This window comes from Micromonospora sp. NPDC048999 (assembly GCF_040649295.1).
Classification (GTDB): domain Bacteria; phylum Actinomycetota; class Actinomycetes; order Mycobacteriales; family Micromonosporaceae; genus Micromonospora.
Map to the genome: position 1 here is coordinate 1 of NZ_JBEZFI010000063.1, position 22,627 is coordinate 22,627.

Consider the following 22,627-nt stretch of genomic DNA (forward strand, 5'->3'; position numbering starts at 1 on the left):
ACGGAGTTCGGCTGACCACCCGAGCCGAACACCTCGACGGCGCCGCCCAGATGCTGGCCGGGCTCGGCTGGCCCTTCACCATCGAACGGCCCGCCGAACTCAGAGCCGAAGTGCGCGCCCTGGCCGCCCGCCTACTCACCCACGCAAACGCAGGCGAGTAGACCACCACAGCAGCCCGCCGACGCTGGTATGCCGGCAAGCATGAACATCCGCTCTTGCCGATGTGAGTGCATCCGGCGGAACGTACGAAGCCAGCATCAGATGACGAACACACATGCCCACTGGCCGAGTCATTGCACCGTGACGTCCACAGTGGCTGTTCCTGTCTTTTCGGCGACGGTGTTCCGAAGGATGATTGTGTGCCGCCCCGCCCCCAAGGGCCCTGCTATGCCCCAGAGCGCGCAAAAGTACATCTGTGGTGCGACAGCTGCGACCGGGTCCGCCGCCGCAATCTGGAGCGGCTCGCCCATCTGCAGAACCACCGGCTCGCCGTCGACATAGGCCTCACCCTCGGCGGACAACGGGCTGTCGAGCCGGTTGAGCCCTTCTCGGCAAATTGACTGGTCAGGGCTCACAACACCGGTCGGCACTACCACCAGCGACCGGCCCGCCGGTAGCGTGCAGGTCCATCGTTCGTCCCGACCCGGCACTCGCTGTGCATCGAGAAACCAAAGGTCCGAATTTGGATCGGGCCCGCAAGAGTCGCGATGGGGCAACTCCGGGTAGGCCGTACCTGGCAACGCCGACGTGTTCCATTGCGACCAGCGGCGCAAGACCTGCTCGTCCTGTGTAGCGATGGCCTGGGTCGTCGAGCCTTTCTGCGCTGGGAGAGCCTGCTCGGCGCAGCCCGCAACAAGCAGCACGAGCATTGACGCGGCACCGATTCTTAGCACCGACGAAGCCTACCGGTGCTTCGGTCGCCTGCAACCATTGCTTCTTCCTGTTGCGGCTCCACACCTCACCGGCCCATCCCAACAACCCATCCGACGCCCTGTCATGCCGCGGATCGTGCGTCGTCCCTGGGAGCCGTGGCCAGCGGAGGCGTTGACCTGGTGAGCGGACGCTGTTGGTGGTCGGGCGTCAACGGTCAGGAGGTCGGACCCGAACGGTTCAGAGCAATTCGAGGATGATGCCGTCCTCGGACTCGCTGCCGCCTGGGCCGTGGTCGTGGATGATCTCTACGATCATGTCGAACAGCGTCTGCCCTCGGCCACGCTGTGCGTCGCCGACCCTGGCCTCGATGCTCGCGCGGTGCGATGGGTGGCAGGTGAAGAGGATTTGCGTCAGCCATCGGACCGTCGCGTCATAACCGAGCACGATCCGGGACGAGTCAGAGTTGACCCACTTGAGTACCCAGCCGGTCTCGGGGGTGCCGAAGCCTCCGCGGAGGGTGTCGTTGAAGGCATCGAGGCTTCCATTCCAGGTGCCATGACGAAGCAGCTGCGAGAACTCCCGTACGAAGCCGGCGAAGTCGACGAACGAGGCTCCGTCGATGACGAGCACGGGAAGGGCATCCCTCTGGTTGGTCACGGTGCAAGTATGGGCGCGACCCACGGCATCCGGATCTGCCGTTGCGACACGATGTCGCACTTTGCGAGTGGACTCGCAGTTAGGAGGGCCGACGTGATGTCGGTGGTGTAGTCCCGGGCGCGTGCTCGCTGCCTGGCCCTGCCCTTGGCGTGCGCTGCTGGTAACGGCGGGGTGCGAAGCCCGAGGGGAAAGCCGAAGGGGTCCTCGTCCCATCGAGAGGACCACGGGTGAGGGGCAGACCGGACGGGTGAATCGCGTGAACCCTTGTTGATGCCTCGTAAAACGGAGCTCCGCGCGGTGGGATGGTCAGGCGGAGTGCAGGGACGTAGCCGCTGGAATGCGGCAGGCGCTGGCCGGGCACGGCATCCGGTCAGGAGAGCACCGCTGGTCCCCGGGGTATAGAGGGCGCCCACCCCGGTCGTAACTCGTGAGTGTGGAACGTGGAAACCCCGACGGGGTCCGCCCGCTGGTTTGTGGGGGCGGTAAGCCGACCGTGAGGAAGGCCCAGCTCCCCGGCGGGAACAGGATGACCCGAGAAGCGAATGCCGGTGGCCGAAAGGCGGCAGGAAACCGCGGCGAACTGACCGTTCTCCTCCTGGGCGGTGTCGCGGATAACTGGCCGGATACCGGGCCGGGTGCCCGGCTGTGAAAGCAGGCTGACGCGGGTCAGGTGAGCTCGTGTGAGAGACGATGACGACGAAGCTGGAACCGAAGGGCAAGTTGGGCATCGCTGGGGCTGTGGTCACGGTGGTGAACGGACCGGAGGACGCGCTTGACTGGGACGCGGTGGATTGGCGTGCCTGTGAGCGGCAAGTACAGCGGTTGCGGCAGCGGATCTTCACGGCGTCGCGGGTAGGGGATCTCAAAACGGTCCGGAATCTGCAGAAGTTGATGCTGCGGTCCCGCGCGAACACGCTGTTGGCGGTTCGTCGGGTCACGGAGGTCAACGCTGGACGCTTGACGGCGGGCGTGGACGGCAGGATCGTCCTCGGCGGCCAGGAGAAAGCCGCGCTGGCAGAGGCTGTTCAGCGTCGGCAGCAGCCCTGGCAGGCTCGTCCGGTCAAGCGGGTGTATATCCCGAAAGCGGATGGCCGGCGTCGTCCGCTCGGCATTCCCGTGATCGTCGATCGGGTGTTGCAGGCCCGGGTGACGGCCGCGTTGGAGCCGGAATGGGAAGCCCGGTTCGAGCCGAGATCATATGGGTTTCGGCCCGGACGCAGCTGTCAGGACGCCATCCAGGCCACCTTCAACACCGTCAAGGGAAAGAACCCGGCCCGGCGGTGGGTGCTGGACGCGGACCTGAAAGCGGCGTTCGACCGCATCGACCATCACCATCTGCTCGGTCAGCTCGGCGGGTTCCCGGCCAGGGAACAGATCCGCAGCTGGCTGACGGCCGGAGTGGTCGAGCAGGGGGCGTTCACCCCGACCGAGGAGGGAACTCCGCAGGGCGGGGTGGTCAGCCCGTTGCTGTTGAACGTCGCGTTGCACGGGATGGAGCACGCCGCCGGGGTCCGTTACCGCGCCGTCGCAGCCGACGGTGTCGCCACGGCCCCGGACAGCCCGGTACTGATCAGATATGCCGACGATTTCGTCGCGTTATGCCGAACCAGGGATGAAGCGATCCAGATCAAGGCCCGGCTGGCCGCGTGGCTGACGCCGAGAGGACTAGCCTTCAACGAGGACAAGACCCGCGTGGTCGACCTCGATGAGGGCTACAACTTCCTCGGGTTCAACGTCCGCCGCTATCACGGCCTGCTGCTGATCAAACCGAGTAAAGCGGCGGTCAGACGGATCCGGAAACGGCTACGCACCGAAGTGCGTGCACTGCGCGGCAGCAACGCCGCCGCGGTGATCGCCCGCCTCAACCCGATCATCCGAGGCTGGGCAGCCTACTACCGGAGCGTAGTGTCCAGCGAAATATTCACCTCGCTGGACCACTACCTGTGGAAACTGGTCTACAAATGGGCCAGACACACCCACCCGAACAAGCCGACGAGCTGGGTCGTCGCCCGCTACTTCGGCATGTTCAACAAGTCCCGGCAGAACAAGTGGGTCTTCGGTGACCGCGACAGCGGCGCCTACCTGCAGAAATTCGCCTGGACCAGGATCGTGCGCCACCAGGTGGTCACCGGCACCGCGTCACCTGACGACCCCGTGCTGGCCGATTACTGGAACAGCCGACGGCGACGCCGCAGGATGCAACCCCCGGTCGACCGCACCACCCAGCAGCTGCTCGACAGCCAACGGGCCCGCTGCGTCGCCTGCGGGCAGCTTCTGCTGCACGCCGACCGCCCGCCACGAACCCCACGCGAATGGGAACAGTGGTATCGCGGCCTGCGGAAAGCTGTGGATCACAACGCCATCAGCCTACGACAGGACGGCAGCACACACGGTCCGCAACTCCGTCTGCTCCACACCCACTGCCACCGCCGCACCAGCGGCAAAACGGCAGACCAGCACTGCAACCATCCGCGAGCCATAGAGCTTGCTTGAGCCGGATGCATGGAAATCGTGCACGTCCGGTTCTGAGGGGGCGGCGGCGCAGCAATGCGCCGTCGCTACCCGGCCCGACAGCGCGCCGCCCTACCGGCTATCTGGGCAAGTTCCGTCCCTCGGGCTCCATCGACCGCAGCACCTCCAATGGTGTACGGCCGGTTGCCCCAGCCAGAGCAGTGATCGCCGTCGCGGCGAGGGCGGTGAGGTTCAACGCGTAACCCAAGCCATCGACGCGAACCGCAGCGTCGGCGATGTTGTAGACATCGGCGTCCTCGTCCGCGAGATAGGCAGCGACAGCGCTGACCGCAGTTCGGTACGCCTCATCGCCGGGCCGTCGCCGATTCCGAGTCATGGATCGAGTATCCCAACAAGCCCCCCAACACTCACGGAACGCCCGCTTCTGCCGCTCCGGGTGGACTGGTGTTCATCGCCGGCGGTAACGCACGGTGATGTATGACTATCTCTCCTGCTTCGGTTTCCGGTGTCGTACCTGGCGATCAACTCGTTGTGCGGGCCGCGGTGTCGGCCTTCCTGGGCCGTTACCGTGGCCAGACTCGCGTGCACACCAAGTCCGACCTGCGAGTCTTCCTCCGCTGGTGCGCCGACCATGACTTGGACCCGCTGATTGCGGCGCGGGTGGACATCGAGCGGTACGTGCGCTGGCTGCAAGATGTACGCCGGTACCAGCCCTCGACGGTGTCCCGTCGACTGTCGGTCGTGGTTGGGTTCTATCGGGTCTGCGTCATCGACGCGATCCTGGAGCACTCGCCGGCCGACTATGTCCGCCGGCCCCCGGTGCCGACCGAGTCGCCGACCCTCGGACTGGGGCACCTGCAGTTCGAAGCTGTGATCACCACCGCCCGGAAGTCCCCGAACCCAAACGATTTCGCCCTGGTAGCGCTCCTGGGCCTACTCGGGCTGCGGATCTTCGAAGCCTGCGGGTCGAACATCGCCGACCTGGGCGAGGAACACGGCCACCGGGTCCTACGCGTACGCGGCAAAGGCGGCAAGGTCGTCCTCGTCCCGCTACCACCCGCGGTGGCCCGAGCCATCGACCCGGCCGTCGACGACCGCACCGCCGGGCCGATCCTGCGCAACACCCATGGCCGGCGGATGGACCGACACGCAGCAACACGCCGGCTCAAACACCTCGCCCAGGCCGCAGGCATCCGGATACCGAGGACGCACCCGCATATGCTGCGCCACACCTTCGTGACCACCATGCACGACGCCGGCGTCAGCCTCCGCGACGTGCAGATCACCGCCCGCCACGCCGACCCACGACCCACCATGCGCTACGACCGAGCACGCAAGAACCTCGACCGGCACCCCAACTACATCCTCGCCGCCTACATGGCCTCCGGAACATGATCAGCCCGTTCGCGACTCTGCCGAAAACAGTGCGTGCACGGGGCTCGTCGACTCAGCTCACCCTTCGGTCGCGACTGCCGCGATGGCGGCGTGTGGCCGATAAGTGCCGTCGCTGGGCCGCTGCAGGCGCTCAACTTCCGCGAAGCCAGCCCGCGCCAGTCGCTCGGAGAACTCGTCAACGGGCCAGCGATAGGCGGTCACGACCTTGTGATCGAAGGCCGCGACCTCGTCACCTACGAAGACAGCGACCACTAACGTTCCGACCGGGGCCATTGCTCGCCGGAACTCGGCGAGCACGCCGTCAAGATCTTGCGGTGGTAGATGAATCAACGAGCCCCAGGCCAGGATGCCGGCGATGGAGTGGGTGGCAGCGGCGAGATTTTCGAACGACCCGAGTTGGTAGCTACCGCTTGGGTGGACTGCCTGCGCGTGGGCGATGAACTCGGGAACCATGTCGATTCCCATTGCGTTGACGCCCAGCGAGCGAAGGAAATCGGTGATATGGCCAGGCCCACAGCCCAGATCGAGTACCGTGCCAGGTCGACCCGCCAGATGCCGTGCGATGAAGGCGAGGTCGTCGGCGTGCACCTGCTGGGTTGTACCGAGCATTTCGATGTAGAGCTCCGCGGCGGACGTATATGCCTGCCGGACCTTCTCCAAGTTCACCACGCGACTATATGGGCTCTCGGATTGCCGAGCAGCCGGGCCAGCGGAGGACGCGCGTCGATGCTCGTGGTGCCCGCATCCGGCGATCCGAGGGAAGGCCAGATGGGCACACATCTGCCGCCGTCCGTGCGCGTCAGCCGCGCGTCGGCCTCAGTCTGGGTGGTCGGCGCTTCGCGGCGTTCGGGCATCCTGAACTGGCCGAGTTGAGTGCGTGTCACCACCGTGCCGATACGTGCGATCATGCCGTGGTGGGTCAGTCGGTCAGCGTGTTGTGGTCGCGGCCGTTACATCTGAGTTCGGGCCTGCAGGCGATGGCGGTGGCGTCCGGTTCCCTCGTCGTGGCGGAGCGGCACTCGCGTCTGGTCCGGCTGGACCCGCGTAGCGGGGTGCAGTTGTGGGAACAGTGTGTCGAGGATTGCTGGGGCACGGCCGTTATCGCGGGTGAGTGCTGCCTTTACCTGAGCCAAGCAGGAGTTCTGCACTGCTTCGACCTGGACGACGGGCAACGACTGTGGTCGACGCCCGGCATGAGCCTGCGGCATTACATCAGCGTCAGCGGCTCTGCTGTACTGCTTGGAGGGTGGCGCGGTTACCACCCTTTGATTCGGGTGGCCCTTGCCGACGGTAGGTGCCTGCCGTTCGATGGCGCTGCGGTTGCCGGAGCCGGTCCACTGGCCTGGCCGCAGCCGGTTCGTTGGAGGCCCGAACACGACTCTGCCGCCGATGCGGTGCTCATCGCGGGCACCGGTCTGCCAAAACTACTGATGATGGCCGCCTCCGGGGCCGTCCTGAGGGAGTGGACGCTGCCGGCGCCGGTGGTCTTCCCCGATGCCGGCGACAGCTATGGAGCCAGCAACGATGGCCGTTTCACCTTCCTCAGCGGTCGACGCACGGTCATGACTTTTCATCCGGTGCGCGGTGTGCAAGTGCTGTGGCACCACGAGCGTGATCTCCGCCCACAAGCGCCGATCCTCCACGGCGACACGCTGTGGCTCGTCGAGGACGCCGGCATCACGGTCATCGACGTGAGTCATGGTGCCGTCACCGCCGTACGGCATCTACCGCACGGCGTTGTCCTCGCTTCGGCCCTGGTGTCCGGCGGCGTGCTGTTCGCCTTCGCGGACGGTTCGCTGGTTACCATCGACCGCGCCGGCAACGTCGTCGCCCGCATACGGCTATCGGCGCGGGTTGACCGGCTGGTTCCCGGGAACAACGGTCTGACGCACGCAATCGGCAAAGGTCACCTCGTCACGCTCGAAGGTCCGACCACGGCAACCGCCCCGCTTCTTTAGCGAGTATCCGCTCATGCCGCTCCCGGCGTGCTGGCGTTCATCACCGGTGGTGACGCACGGTGATGTATGGCTGCCTATCCTGCTCCCGCTTCCGGTGTCGTATCTGCCGATCAACTCGTTGTGCGAGCCGCGGTATCCGCCTTCCTGGGCCGTTACCGTGGCCAGACTCGCGTCCATACCGAGTCCGACCTGCGCGTTTTCCTCCGCTGGTGCAGCGACCATGGTCTTGACCCGCTGACGGCGGTTCGGGTGGACATCGAGCAGTATGTGCGCTGGCTGCAGGACGTACGCCAGTATCAACCCTCGACAGTGTCCCGCCGGCTGTCGGTCGTGGTCGGGTTCTATCGGGTCTGCGTCATCGACGCCATCCTGGAGCACTCGCCGGCCGACTACGTTCGCCGGCCCACGGTGCCGGCTGAGTCACCGACCCTCGGACTGGGGCACCTGCAGTTTGAGGCTCTGATCACCACCGCCCGACAGTCCTCGAATCCGAACGACTTCGCCCTGGTCGCACTGCTGGGCCTGCTCGGCTTGCGGATCTTCGAAGCCTGCGGGTCGAATATCGCGGACCTGGGCGAGGAGCACGGCCACCGGGTCCTGCGCGTACGCGGCAAGGGCGGCAAGGTCGTGCTCGTCCCACTGCCACCCGCGGTCGCCAGGGCCATCGACAGGGCCGTTGACGAGCGCACCAGCGGGCCGATCCTGCGCAACACCCACGGTCGGCGGATGGACCGGCACGCCGCCACCCGCCGACTCAAGCACCTGGCCGACACGCGGGCATCCGGATGCCGAGAATGCACCCCCACATGCTCCGCCACACCTTCGTGACCACCATGCTCGACGCCGGCGTCAGCCTCCGCGACGTGCAGATCGCCGCCCGCCACGCCGACCCGCGAACCACCATGCGCTACGACCGAGCACGCAAGAACCTCGACCGGCACCCCAACTACATCCTGGCCGCGTACATGGCCTCCGGGACGTAGCAAGCGCTCGCGGCTTTGCCGACGAGCGGATGCTTCGGGTTCATCCGGACCATCGAGTACGAGACCGTCGGCGGTGCCTGGCAGCCACAACAGGGCTATCGATCACTTGGAATCCTGTCGTACTAGTCTTCGCCGCATGGCCTTACGACCGGACGAGTTCTATCACCACGCAGTCGCCGTCGCGGACAGCGAGCGCCGGCTCCCGTTGGCACGCATGACGGGATGGGAGATCAGTCCGTTCGAGCCGGACGGACTGCGCGTAGCGCCGTTGCGCCCGCCGGTGCTCCCGGAGCCCGCGCGGCACGGCGAGGATCCGTCGGACTGCAACGCCTGCCGCGACCGGAACGAAGGGATCTGGATCAACGATCACTGGCGGCTGGTCCGGATTCCGGGAGTGGGCGTCCCGCTGGTGCTCATGCTGTATCCGCGCGATCACTACGACATGGCGGATCTACCTGACGAACTGGCCGCCGAGCTGGGGCTGTTGAGCACTCGAATCGTCCGCCACATGCAGGCACTGCCGCACATCTCGCGGGCCCACGTCTACCGTATCGGAGATGGTGGCGCCCACCTGCACGTTTGGTTCTTCGCTCGGCCCGAGGGGCAGGCCCAATTGTGGGGGTCGTGGCTGGTCGTCTGGGACGACCTGCTACCGGAGTACCCGGCGGACGTCGCAGAAGCTGACGCTGAAATCGTGGCAGACGCGTTGGTCGCGTGCCACGGAGGCCACCGGTCGCCCACCAGCGAACCGGCCGCCTGACCGGCCTGGTCCACGACCCGAGGGTCACCGTCACAGCTGTTGCCACCACCGCCGAGCGGATTTGCCAAAGTCACGTATCCGGATCCGCCGCCGAGCGGGCTCGCCGGAAGGCAGGAACTCCCGTCACTCTCCGTGGATGTCCGGCGCAGGCGTCGGCTCGATCCCCGTGCACGCGCGTGCCGATGACCGGATGGCGGCTGTCCGCTTGGTGATTGTGATCCGGGTCGCCCGGCCCGAGGGTTGCATCCGGGGTACGTCAGATGCACGGCCCGGACGAGAGGATGATGCAATGGCGGCGTTCGTCGGCCTCGTCGGCGTGGTTCTCGGAGCGCTTCTCAGCGCCGTCGCCACGTACCTCACAACGCGGTCCACCAAACGCATGGACCTTGAACACTCATACGATCGCGCGCTGCGGGACAAGCGGCTGGAAAGCTACCAACAGCTGTTCCACATCTCCAGGTGCCTTCCACGGTACTGGCGACCCACCGAAGTCCCGACGCGACAAGACCTTCGTCGGTTTCGCCAGGACTTCCACGACTGGTACTTCGGCGAGAGCGCGGGAGGAATGTTTCTTACCGTGGCCGCGAAGGACGTATACATGCGGCTGCTCAACTCCCTCGCCCAAGCGATACCCGACGACCGCGACGCCTGCGAGCAGTCGGAGGAGCAACCGTTGCACGCGGACGAGTCGCATGCTCTGCGCGCGCTCGCCAGCGAACTCCGGCACCAACTGTCCGCTGACGTCGGCGCGGCCAATCCGCCCCAACTGCAATCGACCCGACTCGGCCGCACAGCGCCACCGCCGCCGTCCATCTCCGGCTGACCGCGGCCCGCCTCAAGAAGACTCGGCGCGTCCTCGGCCCTGGACGGCCTCGTGCCCGAGGTCACGTGCGCGGATCTGGCCGCGAAGCGCTCGTTACGCACGGTGATCGTCCTCCGGGCTGACTCACGTCCGGACGTGCCGATGTGCGGATGTTGGCGCCGCGGCGTCAGCTTGTCGATGAGCGTTCGACCTGCTGTGCTCTACTGCCGGTATGAAGCGACGGGCGGGTCTGATTCTGAGCGTGGCGATCCTCCTCGCCGGAACTGCCGGCGTGATTGGCTGGCGCTGGTGGCACAACCGACCGCCATATGGGCCTGCTGCGCTGAGCGCTCAAGCGACGCTTCAACTCGTTGACCAGGCGACAGCAGACGCCGCGCTCAAACCGGTCAACACGGAAGTAGCCGGTGACGGCGACCAGATCTTCCTCGGGCGCGTCACCTGGACTCGACCGCCAAACCCGCAGAAGGACAGCTCCTTTCGGATCGTTCTGCTGGACAAGCGCAGTCATCTCATGCCTGGCTTCATCGCGGTGACCTCGGCCCGGCCCGACCACGTCGGTGCAGGGTCGGACGGATCTCTCGACCTCGCCCAGAAGCGTTACCCGTGGCTGCAAGGCGTCGGCACGCGGGAGATCAACGGGTCGTTCTGGAGTTCGGGCAGTGCCATCTTCGTGTATTCGGCAGACGCATCACCGGTGACGTTCCAGACCGTGCTCCACGCGGCGCGCCCGGGAACACCGCCTGAGCAGATGGTGGCTACGGCACCCGCCGCAGTGGAAGACCTGCTGATTGCCCTGATCAGCGTGGGTCCCGACGGCCAGGTCTATTGGGCGCAACGGCTTCTGCACTGACGAACGCCCGGCCAACGTCGGACGTCGGGCACGGTGACCGCATCTGCCGCAATCCGGGCGGCAGCTGGCCACCAGCCAGTAACTGAGCGTAGCCGACAAGGTGTCGAGAACAGTAGGTCGGGGTATTCCTGGCCAACGTTGTCATCCGCGGGGCGGGCGCTGATCGACCGCCGGCTCTACCTGTCCGAGATGACCTGGTGCGACCAGCCCGACCGCCTCACCGCCGCCGGTGTCCCTGCCGGTCCCGTGACAGCCATCGACACCACCGTTGCCGAGAGCCGCTGGCCGGCCCGCCCTCGGTGCCGGTGCCTGCTTTGCCGGCTGGCACCGGGCATTGCCTGTTCGAGACCTCGCCCGGTAAGTGATCGCTGAGTTTGCGATCACCTACTCGTCCCAACGGCGGCCTTGAGCTGTTCAGGCAAGTCGGCCTTCCATTCGCGGCGCTTGCGTCGCCCGAGTCCGGTGCTCGGTGGCACGCCTGCAGCGCGGGAGAGTTCAGCCCCCGTGGGGATACGGCCCTTGGCGGTCTCGCTGTCCCAGAACCGGCGCATGGCCGCGACGGCAGAGGTGTCGGCGTCCTCCTCCGTGCCCTCGCCGTGGTCATCGTTCTCGTCGGGTGGCGGCTCGTCGTGCTGGGTTCGCTGGAACGGTTCCCATGGTGCTGCTGTTGGTTGGCCGTACGGGTGGGCTGGCTCGTCCAGCGGGGAGCCGGCAGCACGTAGATCGTGTCGATGACCAGCCCGCGTGCGCTCGGTTCGGGCGAGCCCGCGCTCGTCGGGGCCTGATTTGTCTTCGCCGGGACCGCCGTTGGGTGGGGCCGCGACGGTGCTCGGCCTGCTGGTCTTGTCATCGTTGCCGTGCCCGTTGGGCTCGTGGGGCACGAACTCGGTTAGTGGGATGGTGCTGCTGGGCGTCGTGGCGATCTGGCCCGGCTTGGCATCGTCGCCTGCCTCGTTGTGCAGTCCTGCGGGGATGTTGCCGTCCGGCTTTCGGGTGGCACCCGACCGCCAGGCGTTGAGGTGCGCTACGGCAGCCGGCGAGGTGGCGTCAGCGAACCCATAGAGGGTGGCCATATACATCTGGATGGCTTCGCGTTCGTTTGCGGCCCCGGGGAAGTCGGCCAGACCGATGTGCTCGGCGGCTTGCATCGCCTGCCGGATCACCTTGTGGTGGGCGCGGCGTAGCCGCCATGCGGCTGTCTTCTCCTTGTTCTGCAACAGGTGCAGGTTCAGGCGGGCGCGGCCGAGCCGGGCACGCCGACGCGCGCGGTCGACCTCAGAAACGTCGCGACCTTGGGCTTCGGCCAGTCGCAGCCAGACGAAGATCCGCTCTAGCGTGATGGCCCAGTGGATGCCGGTTGCCGTTCTGCCGAGCCGGGCGCTGCGTTCGGCTGCCAGGGCGCGTTCCCACATCCATGCGGCGACCAACGGCGCGACCAGGCGCAGGCATACCTCGCGGAAGGTGTCGGCGTCGAGGGCGGACAGGCTTGCGGTCAGGCCGGCGAGGAACCAGACCGCGACGCCATCAACCCCGGTAGAGCCTTTCTCCGGCTCGCGCAGCAGTCGGGCGCGGGCCAGCAGCGCGCTCGCGAACAGCGCGACCTCGATGTAGGCGAAGAACACGATCCGCAGCGGTGACGGGCCAAGAACGTCGGTGAAGAACTTCCACATGCCCGACGCGGACACCATCGTTGCCAGCGCCGCCGCGAGGATGGTCAGGATGTTGGCGACGAGGAGCGTCAGCCGGTGCTCTTGCATCCTGCGTATCCGTCTGGCGATGGCGAGCAGGAGGCCGAGCCCGGCCAGGGTGGCAAGGGCGGTCAGCAGTGTCTCGTTGGCGTAGTAGAGCGCGCTGAGGTCGTCGATGTTCACGGTCGGTTCCGTCCTCGCTGGTTCGAGGTGGTGGTTATGGCCGCACGAGGACGACGGCGGCGGCAGCGATCCGGGACGGGCCGAGCGGCAGGTGCGCGCGGGCCTTCCAGGCGAGTCGTACGAGGCAGGGTGGTCGCGGTGACGGCCGGGGCGCCGGAGCCGAGCAGCGGTTCGGCGTAGGCGGTCGCCCGGCTGTGCCAGCTGAGGGCGGCGACCCGTGCCGCGAGGGTGGCATCGCCCCTGCGGAGCTTCCCCTGCGACGCGGCGGCCGGATTGGTGAGGAACCCGGCCGTGGTGATCGCGGTGACCCGGTGCGGCAGTCGCATGGCGGCGGCCAGGTCAACGAAGGCGAGGACGATCCTGCCGGCGGTCCACCGCGCGAAGGCGGCCAATAGCCAGGCGGTGTGGCCGGGCAGTGGAGGTGCGATGGCGGCCAGCGGGGCGGTGGCTTGGACCGTGTACGGGGGTGGGTCGATGCGTTGTCCGTATCCGGTGCATCGGCTGGACGGGCGGATGGCGTTGGCCCACAGCGGTTGCCGGCACGAGCAGGCGACTCGCCATGGCTGGTCGCCGGACGCACTGTGCACGGCGGTGGCCGAGCGCAGGATCGGCCCGGGGGCCAGCAGAGGCAGCAGGCGTGCGCGGGGTGGCGCGTCGGTGGCGGTCACTTCTTGTCCAGGCTGGTGCGGAGTTGGGTGGCCAGGGTGATGGTGTCTTCTTGTGGTTCGGCGTCGAGGTCGGCGAGGGCTTTGGTCAGGGCGCGCAGGAGTGTGCGGATGCCGTCTGGGTCGCCGAGGGTGTGGCGGGCGTGCATGGCTTTGGTGTAGAGGGCCTCGTTGTAGCGGTCCAGTCCGATGGCCTTGTCGAGCAGGTTGGATGCGGCCTGCGGGTCGTGGTCGAGGAGGTCGTCGGCGAGCAGCAGGTGGGCTTCGGTGCCCCAGCGGCGCACCGTTTCGCGGTGCGGCTGCAGCCACTCGTAGTCCTGGCCTTCTGCCAGGGGCGCGGTGTAGAGGTCGCAGGCGGCGGTGAGCAGTTCGCGGCGGCGTGGCTCGGTGGCGATGGTCGCGCGGCGCATGAGGTCGCGGAGGGTCCACACGTCGACGTCGACGGTGGTGGGGTCGAGTCGGTAGCGTCCGGCGGTTTTGATGAGGTAGGCGTTCTTCGTGTCTGGGGCGCCGGCGCGGCCGAGGACGTGCCGTAGGTTCGAGGCGTTGGTGTGTACGCGTTGGTCGGCTTGGCTGATGCGGGCGTCGGGTTCGAGGTATTCGCCGATCTCGCGGGTGGTGGCCCCGTCTGGGTGGACGGCGAGGTACACCGCCAGTTCGAGGGCTTTGGCGCGGAGTGGTCGGCCTTGCGCGGTGATGTTGTCGATGCCCGGCGGGCCGAGCACCCGCAGCCGTACGCGTGCCGGCGCGGTGTCGGCGGCGGGCTTGGCGATGACGGGGGCGAGCAGGTCGGCGGCGTCGGGCGGGTTCTGTACGCGGCTGGTGTGCAGAGGCACGACCGTGACCGGTACGGCTGGGGAGGCGATGGCGGACGGTTCACCGGTCTGCGCCTCGCGCAGTGTGGTCAGGATCTGGATCGCCGTGGCCGGTCCGAGCACGGGCAGACGTGGCGGCATCGGTTCGGCCGCGTGACCGGAGACGGGTGTGGGGTGTCCGTCTGTGGCGACCTCGACGGTGACACCATGTGCCCATCCCCCGAGCAGCAGCGCGGACACGTGCAGATTTCCGCCCAGCGCGAGAGCGACCTTGGCTCGCATGCTGGCGGCTTCGGGCGGCGTTTCGGTGATGAGCATGATCGGCGGCAGCGCTTCCTCGTCGGGGGCTTGCTGCCGCAGGGTGTCCAGGTCCGTGAGGGCGTGTTCGTCGAGGATGCGGCTGCGGTGCAGGAGTTTCGCCTCGATCACGGTGAGTGCGTCATCGATGCTGTCGACGACGCGCAGCCGCGGCCACGGACCGAAGGCCACCGCGTCGGGGCCGAGCAGTGCTTCGAGGGTGGCGGTGTCGCTGACGATTTCGCCGCGTTCGTCGGGGTGATCCGGGTCGCCGGAGGCCAGGACTGCGACGAGGGCGGCGCGGGCGGCGGCGTGCGCGCCGTCGCCGATGAGGCCGGTTCCGCCGGCTGGCAGCGGTGCGAGGTCGGGCACGAGTGCGGGTGGCGCGGTGTCGTGGCTGTCCGGGTTCGCCTGTTCGCGGTTGCGGGTGACGGCGCGGCGCAGGTGCAGCACGGGTGGTGGCAGGTGCGTGGGCGGATCGGCGTCGGGTTCGCCGGTGTAGCGGCGGCGGCGTTGTGCCCAGACCAACACGGCGGCAGCGCTGATCGCGGCGGCGAGTGACCAGGGCAGCCAGTTGGACGGCGATAGCTGCACGCCGTGCTCGTCGGTGGCCACTGCCGGGTTGTGGCTATCGCTGGCGGCCGAGGGGGCGGAAGCCGACGCCGACGCGGCGGGGATCGGGGTCGCCGGGAGGGTGGGCGCGGTGGACTCTGACGGCCTGTGCTCTGCCGGTGGTGTGCTGCTGGGGATTGTTGCTGGTGCCTGATCGGTCGCGGCGGGCGGCACGGTCGGACTCGACGACCCTTGGGCGACACTCGGCGATGCCGAAGGGGTGACGGTCGCCGCTGTGTCTGGCCCTGCTGCTGGCGGGGTGGTCGGCGTGGCCGTTGCCGGTGGGGTGGCAGCCGAGCGCGGCGGGCCCGGTGTCGGTGGGGTGTTGGGTGTGGCGGGTAGGTGGAGGGTCCAGCCGGGGTAGATCAGGTCGGGGTTGCGTAGTGTTCCGCCGACCTTGGGGAAGTGGGTGCCGCGGTTGATGGCGAAAATGTCGGGCCAGCGGTCCGCGTCGCCGAGGCGCTGCCGGGCGATGCCGGCGAGGGTGTCGCCGCGGCGGACGGTGTAGGTGGTGACGTGGTCCTGTGGTGGTCGGGAGGCTGCGGCCGGCCGGCCAACGGCGTCAGCGGCGGGGGTGGTGGTCTGCGCGGGCGGGGATGGGTGGGCGGTTTCCTCCGAGGTGGCGGTGGGGGTGCCGGCGTGTGCGGGGGCGGCGGTGGCGCTGACGGCGGTGAGGCCCAGCAGGGTCGCGGTGAGGGTCTGCAACGGTCCGGGTAGGTGCAGCGCCGGCATCCATCGCAGCGCCCGGGTGATGCGGTTGTAGGCGTGGGCCGCGACGGAAGCCGCGAGCAGCGCCCATATCAGCCACGCGGCGGTGTAGGCGAGGGCGGCGAGGAAGCCCGGGGTCAGGGGTTGCTGGATCCAGTCCTGCACCGCTTGAGACCACGATCCTTCGATCTTGGGCCGAGCGGCGAGGCGGAGGAGCGCGGTGGGCACGGCCGCGAGCAGTAGCGTGGATGCCACCGCGTTGGCTGCCGACGTCGTTCGGGTTCTCATCGCCTGCCTCCTGCCTGTCGAGTGCCTCACCGGCGCATGGGCGGTGCCGCGTGGTGCGGGGATGGTGGTGGGGCGACGGTATGCCGGCTGGCGGTGCGCGGCAGTGGCGTGCGGGCTTACAGAACCTCACACGGTCTTACACGACCTAACACCGCAGCTCAGCGGCCCGCAGGAGGCGGTTGTCCCGACGCGATAAAGGTGCGCGTGACGCCATGTTGGTGTCCCGACCCCGGCGTTTCGTCGAATGTGGAAGGCGGGGCGCAGGTGCGGGGCGGGCACGGTGACCGGGCTGCAGCAGCGGACCGCACCGCCGGTAGGGGCGGCGCTTATCGGCCGGGAACGGTGGCGCTGCTGAGTCGTGCGGCCGTGTCGCGGACCTCGTCGCTGATGTGGAGGCCGGCTTCGCCGAGGCGGCGGGTGTAGGTGTCGTGCAGGTCGTCGACCGCTTGGTGGTCGCCGAGGGCGGCGAGGGCGTTCATGGCTCGCACGTGCACGTCGGCGTTGTAGGGGTCGACGAGGAGGCCGTGCTGCAGCACGGTCAGGGCGTGGTGCGGGTCGGGTGCGGCGGCGGCGAGGGCGACGTGGGCGTCGATGACATGCCGGCGGGTGGCTTCCCGGATCGGGTCGAGCCAGGGCCAGGCGCGGCCGGCGGCGAGGTCGCCCGGGTAGGCGTCGATGACTGTTTGCCACGCGGTGGCGGGTTCGGTGAGGGCGGTGGCGGCGTGCTGGACCGCGGTGTGGAATCGCCACAGGTCCACGTCCAGGTGGGCCGGGTTGAGGCGATACCGGTCGTCGGTGTGATCGATGACGGCCAGCCCGCACGCGGCGCGGACGGCGCCCCGCAGCGTGCTGAGTGTCGTGTAGAGCCGGTTGGTGAGCGTGTGTCGGGGTAGGCCCGGCCAGAGGGCGTCGACCAGTTGGCGGTTGTCCGCTCCGTCGGGGTGGGCGGCGAGGAACACCAGGGCCTGCATGGCGGCGGTGCGGCGGATGGTCACCGGCTGACCGTCGGCGATCAGCTTCGGGTCGCCGAGGACCCGCAGCTGCAGCGGCCGGCCAGGGGCATCGGGCCGGCGAAGCGGGTCGTGTCCGGTTGCCTGCCGCGGCACCCGCCAGCCGGATGACCGGACGACGGGCGGGGATGGGTTCGGCGCTGGTGGTGTGGGTGCTGGCGGGTTGGTGTGGGCGATCACCGTGAGCAGGTCCAGGGCGGCGATCGCGTCGAGTACGCACAATCGTGGCCCGGCCCACCCGGGTCGGTGGGGGTCGCGGGTGTGGCCTGTGGTGTCGACCTGCCAGGTGGTACGGGCCGGCCATCCGCCCAACGCGACCACGACCACCGCGCTGGCGGCCGGCGAGGCGGCCAGCCGGTCGGCGGCGTCCGTTGGTGGTTCTTCGATGATCAGAACAGCGGCCGACGTGCCTGGTTGCGGTTCGTCCCGCCCGTGACTGCCATCACTGGGTGTTGGGGATTCGAGGACGTGCACCGCCTCGTCGAGGCCGGACACGACCGTCAGCCGCGGTAGATGCCGCTGTAGCGCCTCGGCGGAGGGGCCGAGCAGGCGGGCCAGGGCGGTGTGGGTGACGACGAGCGAGACCGCCGAATGCTGGCGTCCGGCCAGCAGGGCGGTGACCAGCAGACCCCTCGCCGCAGCCGCCGCGCCCGGCCCGCTGAGCCCCACCCCGGTCGCAGGGAGACCGGAGACGAGGGCCGGCATCCCCACCGGCGGGCCTTCACCCGTATCAGCAGGTGGGGGGTGGTTGGTGAGGGCCGCTTGCACGGCGCAGGCGGTCGCGGGCAGTGGAACCAGGTCCCGGTCCTCGCGTGCCGGCGGTCCAGGTGGGTGGGGCTGGTAGGCCAGGCGGCGGCGCAGCCAGACGAGCGCCGCGGCGGCGGCGATCTGGTCGGCGACCTCGCGGGGCAGCCACCCGCCGGACACCGCGATCCCGTCATCACCGCGGACGCTGCCGTACGGGTCGAGGTCGGCGGGGTCAGCCGGGGCGTCCAGGGTGCCGGCGGCGACCGGGAGGGCAGGCTGCGGTGGCGTGGTGGTCGCGGTGTTGGCGGCGACGGTGAACACCGCCGCTCCGGCCATTCCGCTGGCCGTGGCCTGCAGGGGCGTCGGCAGGGGCATGCGCCGTAGCCAGGCGGCGCCGGCGCGCAGCCGGGCCAGGACTCGGACGGTGACCGTGTAGGCCAGCAGCAGCCACACCAGCCACGCCGCGATGGTCAATCCGGCCACCACGGTCTGCTCGGTCAGTGGCTGCTGCACCCACGCCCGGACCTGCTGCCCGTCAGGCCATCCGTGCACCGGCGGGCCGACGACGAACACCAACACTGCCGGCGGGCCGGTCAGGAGCAGCAGGACGAACAGCAGCGACATCACCTGCCGCGGCCAGCGCACCTCACCGACCTCCGGCCGGTGGCATCGCACCACCCGGTATCGCTGTCGAGGCGGGCCTGCGGGGAGTGGGTGTGGCGGGGCGGATGATGCGGGTCCACAACCGGGCCGCCCACCAGAACGCGATGGCGATGGCGTAGAAGACGCCGAGGATGCCGGTGGCCCGCCAACTGACGATCGACGCGGTGATCATCGTCAGCGGCACGCCGAGGATCAGCCGCAACACCAGTGGCGACACCACGGCCATCACCACACCCACGCCGAGCAGGAGGCCACCGAGCCGGCCGGCAAGGTCGATCCACAGCACCAGCCTCGGCCACCGGGTGGCGGTCATCGAGTACTGGATCAGCATCGTCCCGGCGGCGGCGGCGACCACCGAGCCGGTGGGCGCGGCCAGCAGCGCCGTCCAGCCGCCGTGCGGGGCCCGCCACTGGCGGGCGGCGACCACCGCCATGGCGACAGCTATCAGCACGATCGGCGTGATCGGCCACAACGCCCACGGCAGGAACCCACCCAGGGGCAGCTTGAAGTACTGGCTGCCGAGCACCGCGTACATGCCCGCAATCGCGACCCCGAGGGAGACGGCGGCGACAATCCCGACGCTGACCTTCCCGCCTTCCGACCGGGCCTCGGCGGTAGGGCTGTGAGCGGCAATGAGGGAGCCGAGGACGGTTCCCGCGCTCAGACACGCCAGGACAGCGAACACGGCCGCCACCGCCAGCTCACCCCAGTTCAGCAGCACCCAGTAGTGAACGCGGTACAAGGCGTTGTTGACCTCCGCGGTCACCACGAACTGCCACAGCAGGGCAAGGGACGCCAAACCCGGCACCGCGATAGCGGCCGCCCGCCGCACCGGCGGCACCGCCACCTCCACATGATCGACGCTGTCGGGACTGGCAGCGCCCACCTCCGCCGCACCCAGCGCGGCGGCCAGCGTCGGCTCCGCCACCACCAACGCAGCCACACCCGTCCGCTCCGTCAACAGGGCCTGCAGCTGCGGCAGGTGCGCGCTGCCACCGACGCACCAAATGCCCGCCACATCGCTTGGAACGAGTTCCGCGGCGGTGATCGCATCGCCGACCAACTGCGCAACCCGCTCCACCACGGGCCGGGCGGCCGTCTCCGCCATGACGCTGGTGGCGACCACGGGTGGCCGATCAGGCAGCGGCACCGTCACCGCCGGATGGGCAGTCAGTGCCTCCTTCGCGGCTTGCACGCTGGCCGCCACCGCCCACCAGCCCTCACCCTCCGACGTCTGGCCACCGATGAGAGAGGCAGCCAGAGCCCGGTCGACCGCGCCGCCGCCAGCGTCCGGATCCGCCAAAGTCGCGAGAACCTCAAACCCGGCCGGCCCCCGCCGCAGCACGCTGACCTCGGCGCCCGCACCCACATCACACACGACGATGAACGACCCCACCGGCACCTGCAATCCGGAGGCGAGGAGATGATCGGCCACCGCCACCGGGGCCTCCACCAGACGAGGCCGCGCCAGACCGGCGCGGTGAGCGACCTGCCGCAGCCACGTCCGCCGCCGCGGTCCCCACCCCGCCGGCACCACCAGCCGCACATCCGCAACCGGACCGCCCACCATCCGCTCCGCCTCACCAGCAACCCGGCGCAACGTCGCGGCCATCGCCTCCACCGAATCCACACCGGATCCGTCGACGGTGATCTGCTCATCGACAGGGCGCCGTGGATTCGGGATGAACCGAGCTGGCTGGTCCGCCGCAGCCTGCCACGCCCGCCGCCCCGTCCACAGCTCTCCGTCCTGTGACAGGTAGACGCCGGTGGGAAGGTACGGCATCCCGTCGAAGGACAACAGAGATGAGCTGCCGTCTCGCCAGGCAAGTACGGCGACAGTGCTGGCAGTGCCACAGTCAATCGCCAGCCGTGCCTCCCCCGCTGCCATAGGCATAGTCAAACATGAGGATCACATTCACGTCACCCCGCAGCTACACACAGAAACGGTCCTCTCCACCGCGCCACGCGCCGGGCAGACACCGATGGCGGTCTCGGTTCATTACGCTGGCTCCATGGCAGCGTGTCCCGAGCTGACCAGGCCGCGCCCCCTCGCGAGGTCCGGTCACGGTCCCTCCGGGGCAACCTCGGGGACGCGACACCCACCTCGGCACCACACCACAGGTGCGTCGGCACGCTCCGCGAGCCTGTGCACCCGCATGACCGGGCATCGTCGGGTGCGGTGTGCGTCGCGGCAGTTGGCTGCGTAGGTGGCTGTCGCCGCCGGTGACCAGGTCGGTCAGGATGGCGTCCTTGTCCCTGGCGGCAGCCCCACGACCCAGGCGCGTAGTTGCGCAGCGGTCGGTTCACCGGCGGCCGGCGCCGACCCGGCCGCCGCAGCCGCGATCAGGTCGGGATCGATGCGCAGGAACTTGGCGACGGCGGTGAGGGGCGCGTCGAGGGGTGCCCAGCCCGGCGGGACGGGCGGTTCGGGCTCGTCGTCGGCAATCTCCTCGGACTGTACGCAGCGGAGCCAGACCAGGTACAGCAGGCCCAGGTCGCCGGCGGCAAGGCTGGCCCGGACCGGGATGATCGAGGGAAAGCAGACCGTGGCCGTCGAGATCCCACTCGCCGGTGCCGTCTCGTCCTCGTCGTGGAGGTCGATCATGACGTGCTTGCCGGCGGTCCACACGGACGCGCTGTCACCCTGGCAGTACTGGGCCACCGTGGCGGGGTCGAGCCCGTGTTTCGGTAGCCGCAGCATGAGCTGGCGGGTGGCCCAGTTCGCCAGGTACAGGTGCGCGTCAAAGTATCGTTTCCATCAGCTTGCGGGGGTCGCCCTTGAAGTTGCCCCACTCGTAGGTGTTGACGAAGCTGGTGGCGGTGATGTCGGCCCGGGTGGACAGCGACCGCAGCTCGGCCCGCTCCCGGCTGGTAAGAGGTCGGTCGACCGCGATGAATGCGTAGTACTGGTACTCGCTCACCGTGGCCTACCTCACGGCCCAGTGCCGGTAGGCGTCGATCCACGCGGCACCGTCCGGCGCGGGGGTGGGTAGCGGTAGGTCGAGGAGGTCGATCCTCTGCCGGTGGCAGCCTCGGGCGCAGACCGCGACGATGCTGTCCTCGGTCAGGTCGATCTTGCGCACGGTGACCTCGACACCGAGGACGATGGTGGTGAACGGCACCGCCAGATGCTCTTCAATCATGGTGAACAGGCCGGTGAGCTGCTCGTCGTCGCCGTACGCGTCGACCGTGGCGTCCTCGATCATCGCCTCCAGCGCGGCGTTTCCCTTCGATGCCATCGGCGGAGAATAGCGGACCGGCATCGGGGTGCTCGAAGGCCTGATGCGCGAGGATGGTCGGCATGGGTTGCGAAGCGTCTCAGATCAGCTAAGCGATCCTGTGTCGGAGTACGTTTCCGGGATCGTTTCCCACCTGGCTGGGGTGGCGTGGGCGTGGAGATGGAATCCTGCGCCCAGCGCTGCTCCGTGTGGCTGGTGGCCTGTGGTGGGTGTGCTGGTCGTGGTCACGTTCTGGTGCCGGTGGGCTGCGCGGGGCAGTTTCCGGTCCGTTGGTGCGTGTCCCTCCGGACGCTTGCCCGCCCGGCCGTGAGGTCGGGTGGGGGAGGGTGCCCTGCGTCGCCTGGGCGCGGGGCGTGCTGGCTTGCGCGGGGTGGGGCCGGTCTTGGACCGGTCCGTCCGGCTGATCTTGGTAGTGGTGGGGGTGACGACGGCTGCGGCTTCGAGCGTGTCGACGACCGCCCGGATCACCATGGCACCGCTGGTCTTGTCGATGACGGTCTTGGCTTGGTGGGTGAGGCCTCGGGCGGCGATGCGCCGCCAGGCGCCGTGGTCGCGGTCGCCCTGCCAACCGCAGGACGGGTGGGGGCAGACGGCCCACTTCCACCCCGCCACGGTCGGCTTGTCCGGGGCCTTACGGTGCCGTAGCGGGGTCAGGCACTGCGGGCAGTGTTTGGAGGTGTTACGGGCGGGGACGGTGACGACGGCGACACCGGCCTCGGCGGCGAGGTGCCGGATGCGGTCGGCGATCTTGCCGCGGACCTGTTGGGACAGGCGCGTGTTCATGGTGCGGCCCATGCCCCGAGCTTCCATCGACCGCAGATCTTCCAGGTAGATCACGCTGGCCCCGGCGGCGATGGCCTGGTCGACGGTCCAGCGGGCGGCGGCCCACGCGAGGGCATCGTTCAGGTTCGTGCGGCGGCCGGACACGTGCTGGATCTCGT

Annotated in this window: 20 protein-coding genes and 1 pseudogene; 8 read left to right on the forward strand and 13 right to left on the reverse strand. The window is 68.8% G+C overall.

Annotated features, from left to right (window positions below; all coding sequences use genetic code 11):
• Window positions 1–11 precede the first annotated feature (11 nt).
• On the forward strand, window positions 12–161 hold the full coding sequence (locus AB0C02_RS31775) for a WYL domain-containing protein (RefSeq protein ID WP_357552856.1): 150 nt from the start codon (window positions 12–14) through the stop codon (window positions 159–161).
• Window positions 162–290: 129 nt separating this feature from the next.
• Here AB0C02_RS31775 and AB0C02_RS31780 read toward each other — a convergent pair whose 3' ends face one another.
• Window positions 291–869 (reverse strand): hypothetical protein, encoded by a 579-nt coding sequence (locus tag AB0C02_RS31780; RefSeq protein ID WP_357552830.1) that lies wholly within the window; start codon window positions 867–869, stop codon window positions 291–293.
• Between the two features lie 241 nt (window positions 870–1,110).
• Complete coding sequence (locus AB0C02_RS31785) at window positions 1,111–1,530, reverse strand: hypothetical protein (RefSeq protein ID WP_357552831.1); 420 nt, start codon at window positions 1,528–1,530, stop codon at window positions 1,111–1,113.
• Window positions 1,531–2,220: 690 nt separating this feature from the next.
• Here AB0C02_RS31785 and ltrA point away from each other — a divergent pair.
• Both ltrA and AB0C02_RS31795 read left to right on the forward strand, forming a co-directional pair.
• A complete protein-coding gene (ltrA, locus tag AB0C02_RS31790; RefSeq protein ID WP_357552832.1) occupies window positions 2,221–4,023 on the forward strand; it encodes a group II intron reverse transcriptase/maturase in 1,803 nt (600 codons plus the stop codon).
• Between the two features lie 561 nt (window positions 4,024–4,584).
• Window positions 4,585–5,397, forward strand: a complete 813-nt coding sequence (locus AB0C02_RS31795; protein WP_357552834.1) for a tyrosine-type recombinase/integrase — start codon at window positions 4,585–4,587, stop codon at window positions 5,395–5,397.
• A gap of 57 nt (window positions 5,398–5,454) precedes the next feature.
• Here the strand turns inward: AB0C02_RS31795 and AB0C02_RS31800 are convergent, their stop codons facing one another.
• Window positions 5,455–6,063 (reverse strand): class I SAM-dependent methyltransferase, encoded by a 609-nt coding sequence (locus AB0C02_RS31800; protein WP_357552836.1) that lies wholly within the window; start codon window positions 6,061–6,063, stop codon window positions 5,455–5,457.
• Window positions 6,060–6,305: a hypothetical protein gene (locus tag AB0C02_RS31805; protein WP_357552837.1), complete on the reverse strand. Its 246-nt coding sequence runs from the start codon at window positions 6,303–6,305 to the stop codon at window positions 6,060–6,062. The genes AB0C02_RS31800 and AB0C02_RS31805 overlap by 4 nt, the downstream gene beginning before the upstream one ends.
• A 6-nt stretch (window positions 6,306–6,311) precedes the next feature.
• Between AB0C02_RS31805 and AB0C02_RS31810 the strand changes: the two genes are divergently transcribed.
• The 5 genes and pseudogenes from AB0C02_RS31810 to AB0C02_RS31830 all read left to right on the forward strand — a co-directional run bounded on the left by AB0C02_RS31810 (window position 6,312) and on the right by AB0C02_RS31830 (window position 10,771).
• Window positions 6,312–7,355, forward strand: a complete 1,044-nt coding sequence (locus tag AB0C02_RS31810; RefSeq protein WP_357552838.1) for a PQQ-binding-like beta-propeller repeat protein — start codon at window positions 6,312–6,314, stop codon at window positions 7,353–7,355.
• A 66-nt stretch (window positions 7,356–7,421) separates the two neighbouring features.
• Window positions 7,422–8,338: pseudogene (locus AB0C02_RS31815) on the forward strand (tyrosine-type recombinase/integrase).
• Window positions 8,339–8,474: 136 nt separating this feature from the next.
• Entirely contained in the window at window positions 8,475–9,098 is a 624-nt protein-coding gene (locus tag AB0C02_RS31820; protein ID WP_357552839.1) for a hypothetical protein, read from the forward strand.
• Between the two features lie 289 nt (window positions 9,099–9,387).
• Window positions 9,388–9,921 carry a hypothetical protein gene (locus tag AB0C02_RS31825; protein WP_357552841.1) on the forward strand — a complete coding sequence of 178 codons (534 nt, stop codon included), beginning with the start codon at window positions 9,388–9,390 and terminating at the stop codon, window positions 9,919–9,921.
• A 241-nt stretch (window positions 9,922–10,162) separates the two neighbouring features.
• Entirely contained in the window at window positions 10,163–10,771 is a 609-nt protein-coding gene (locus AB0C02_RS31830) for a hypothetical protein (RefSeq protein ID WP_357552842.1), read from the forward strand.
• Window positions 10,772–11,151: 380 nt separating this feature from the next.
• Here the strand turns inward: AB0C02_RS31830 and AB0C02_RS31835 are convergent, their stop codons facing one another.
• From AB0C02_RS31835 to AB0C02_RS31875, 9 genes are all read right to left on the reverse strand, one after another.
• Window positions 11,152–12,642 carry a hypothetical protein gene (locus AB0C02_RS31835; protein ID WP_357552843.1) on the reverse strand — a complete coding sequence of 497 codons (1,491 nt, stop codon included), beginning with the start codon at window positions 12,640–12,642 and terminating at the stop codon, window positions 11,152–11,154.
• Entirely contained in the window at window positions 12,639–13,310 is a 672-nt protein-coding gene (locus tag AB0C02_RS31840) for a hypothetical protein (RefSeq protein ID WP_357552844.1), read from the reverse strand. Before AB0C02_RS31840 ends, AB0C02_RS31835 begins: the two co-directional genes overlap by 4 nt.
• Complete coding sequence (locus AB0C02_RS31845) at window positions 13,307–16,027, reverse strand: LysM peptidoglycan-binding domain-containing protein (RefSeq protein ID WP_357552846.1); 2,721 nt, start codon at window positions 16,025–16,027, stop codon at window positions 13,307–13,309. The genes AB0C02_RS31840 and AB0C02_RS31845 overlap by 4 nt, the downstream gene beginning before the upstream one ends.
• A 326-nt stretch (window positions 16,028–16,353) precedes the next feature.
• Window positions 16,354–18,429 (reverse strand): hypothetical protein, encoded by a 2,076-nt coding sequence (locus AB0C02_RS31850; RefSeq protein WP_357552847.1) that lies wholly within the window; start codon window positions 18,427–18,429, stop codon window positions 16,354–16,356.
• A 1-nt stretch (window position 18,430) separates the two neighbouring features.
• Window positions 18,431–20,341, reverse strand: coding sequence for an Hsp70 family protein (locus tag AB0C02_RS31855; RefSeq protein WP_357552849.1), 1,911 nt, complete (start codon window positions 20,339–20,341; stop codon window positions 18,431–18,433).
• 342 nt (window positions 20,342–20,683) lie between these two features.
• Entirely contained in the window at window positions 20,684–21,148 is a 465-nt protein-coding gene (locus AB0C02_RS31860; RefSeq protein WP_357552850.1) for a hypothetical protein, read from the reverse strand.
• 40 nt (window positions 21,149–21,188) lie between these two features.
• Window positions 21,189–21,368, reverse strand: coding sequence for a hypothetical protein (locus AB0C02_RS31865; protein WP_357552851.1), 180 nt, complete (start codon window positions 21,366–21,368; stop codon window positions 21,189–21,191).
• A 6-nt stretch (window positions 21,369–21,374) separates the two neighbouring features.
• A complete protein-coding gene (locus tag AB0C02_RS31870; protein ID WP_357552853.1) occupies window positions 21,375–21,686 on the reverse strand; it encodes a hypothetical protein in 312 nt (103 codons plus the stop codon).
• Between the two features lie 84 nt (window positions 21,687–21,770).
• Window positions 21,771–22,627, reverse strand: an 857-nt coding sequence (locus tag AB0C02_RS31875) for a zinc ribbon domain-containing protein (protein ID WP_357552854.1), incomplete at its 5' end; no start/stop codon positions are given.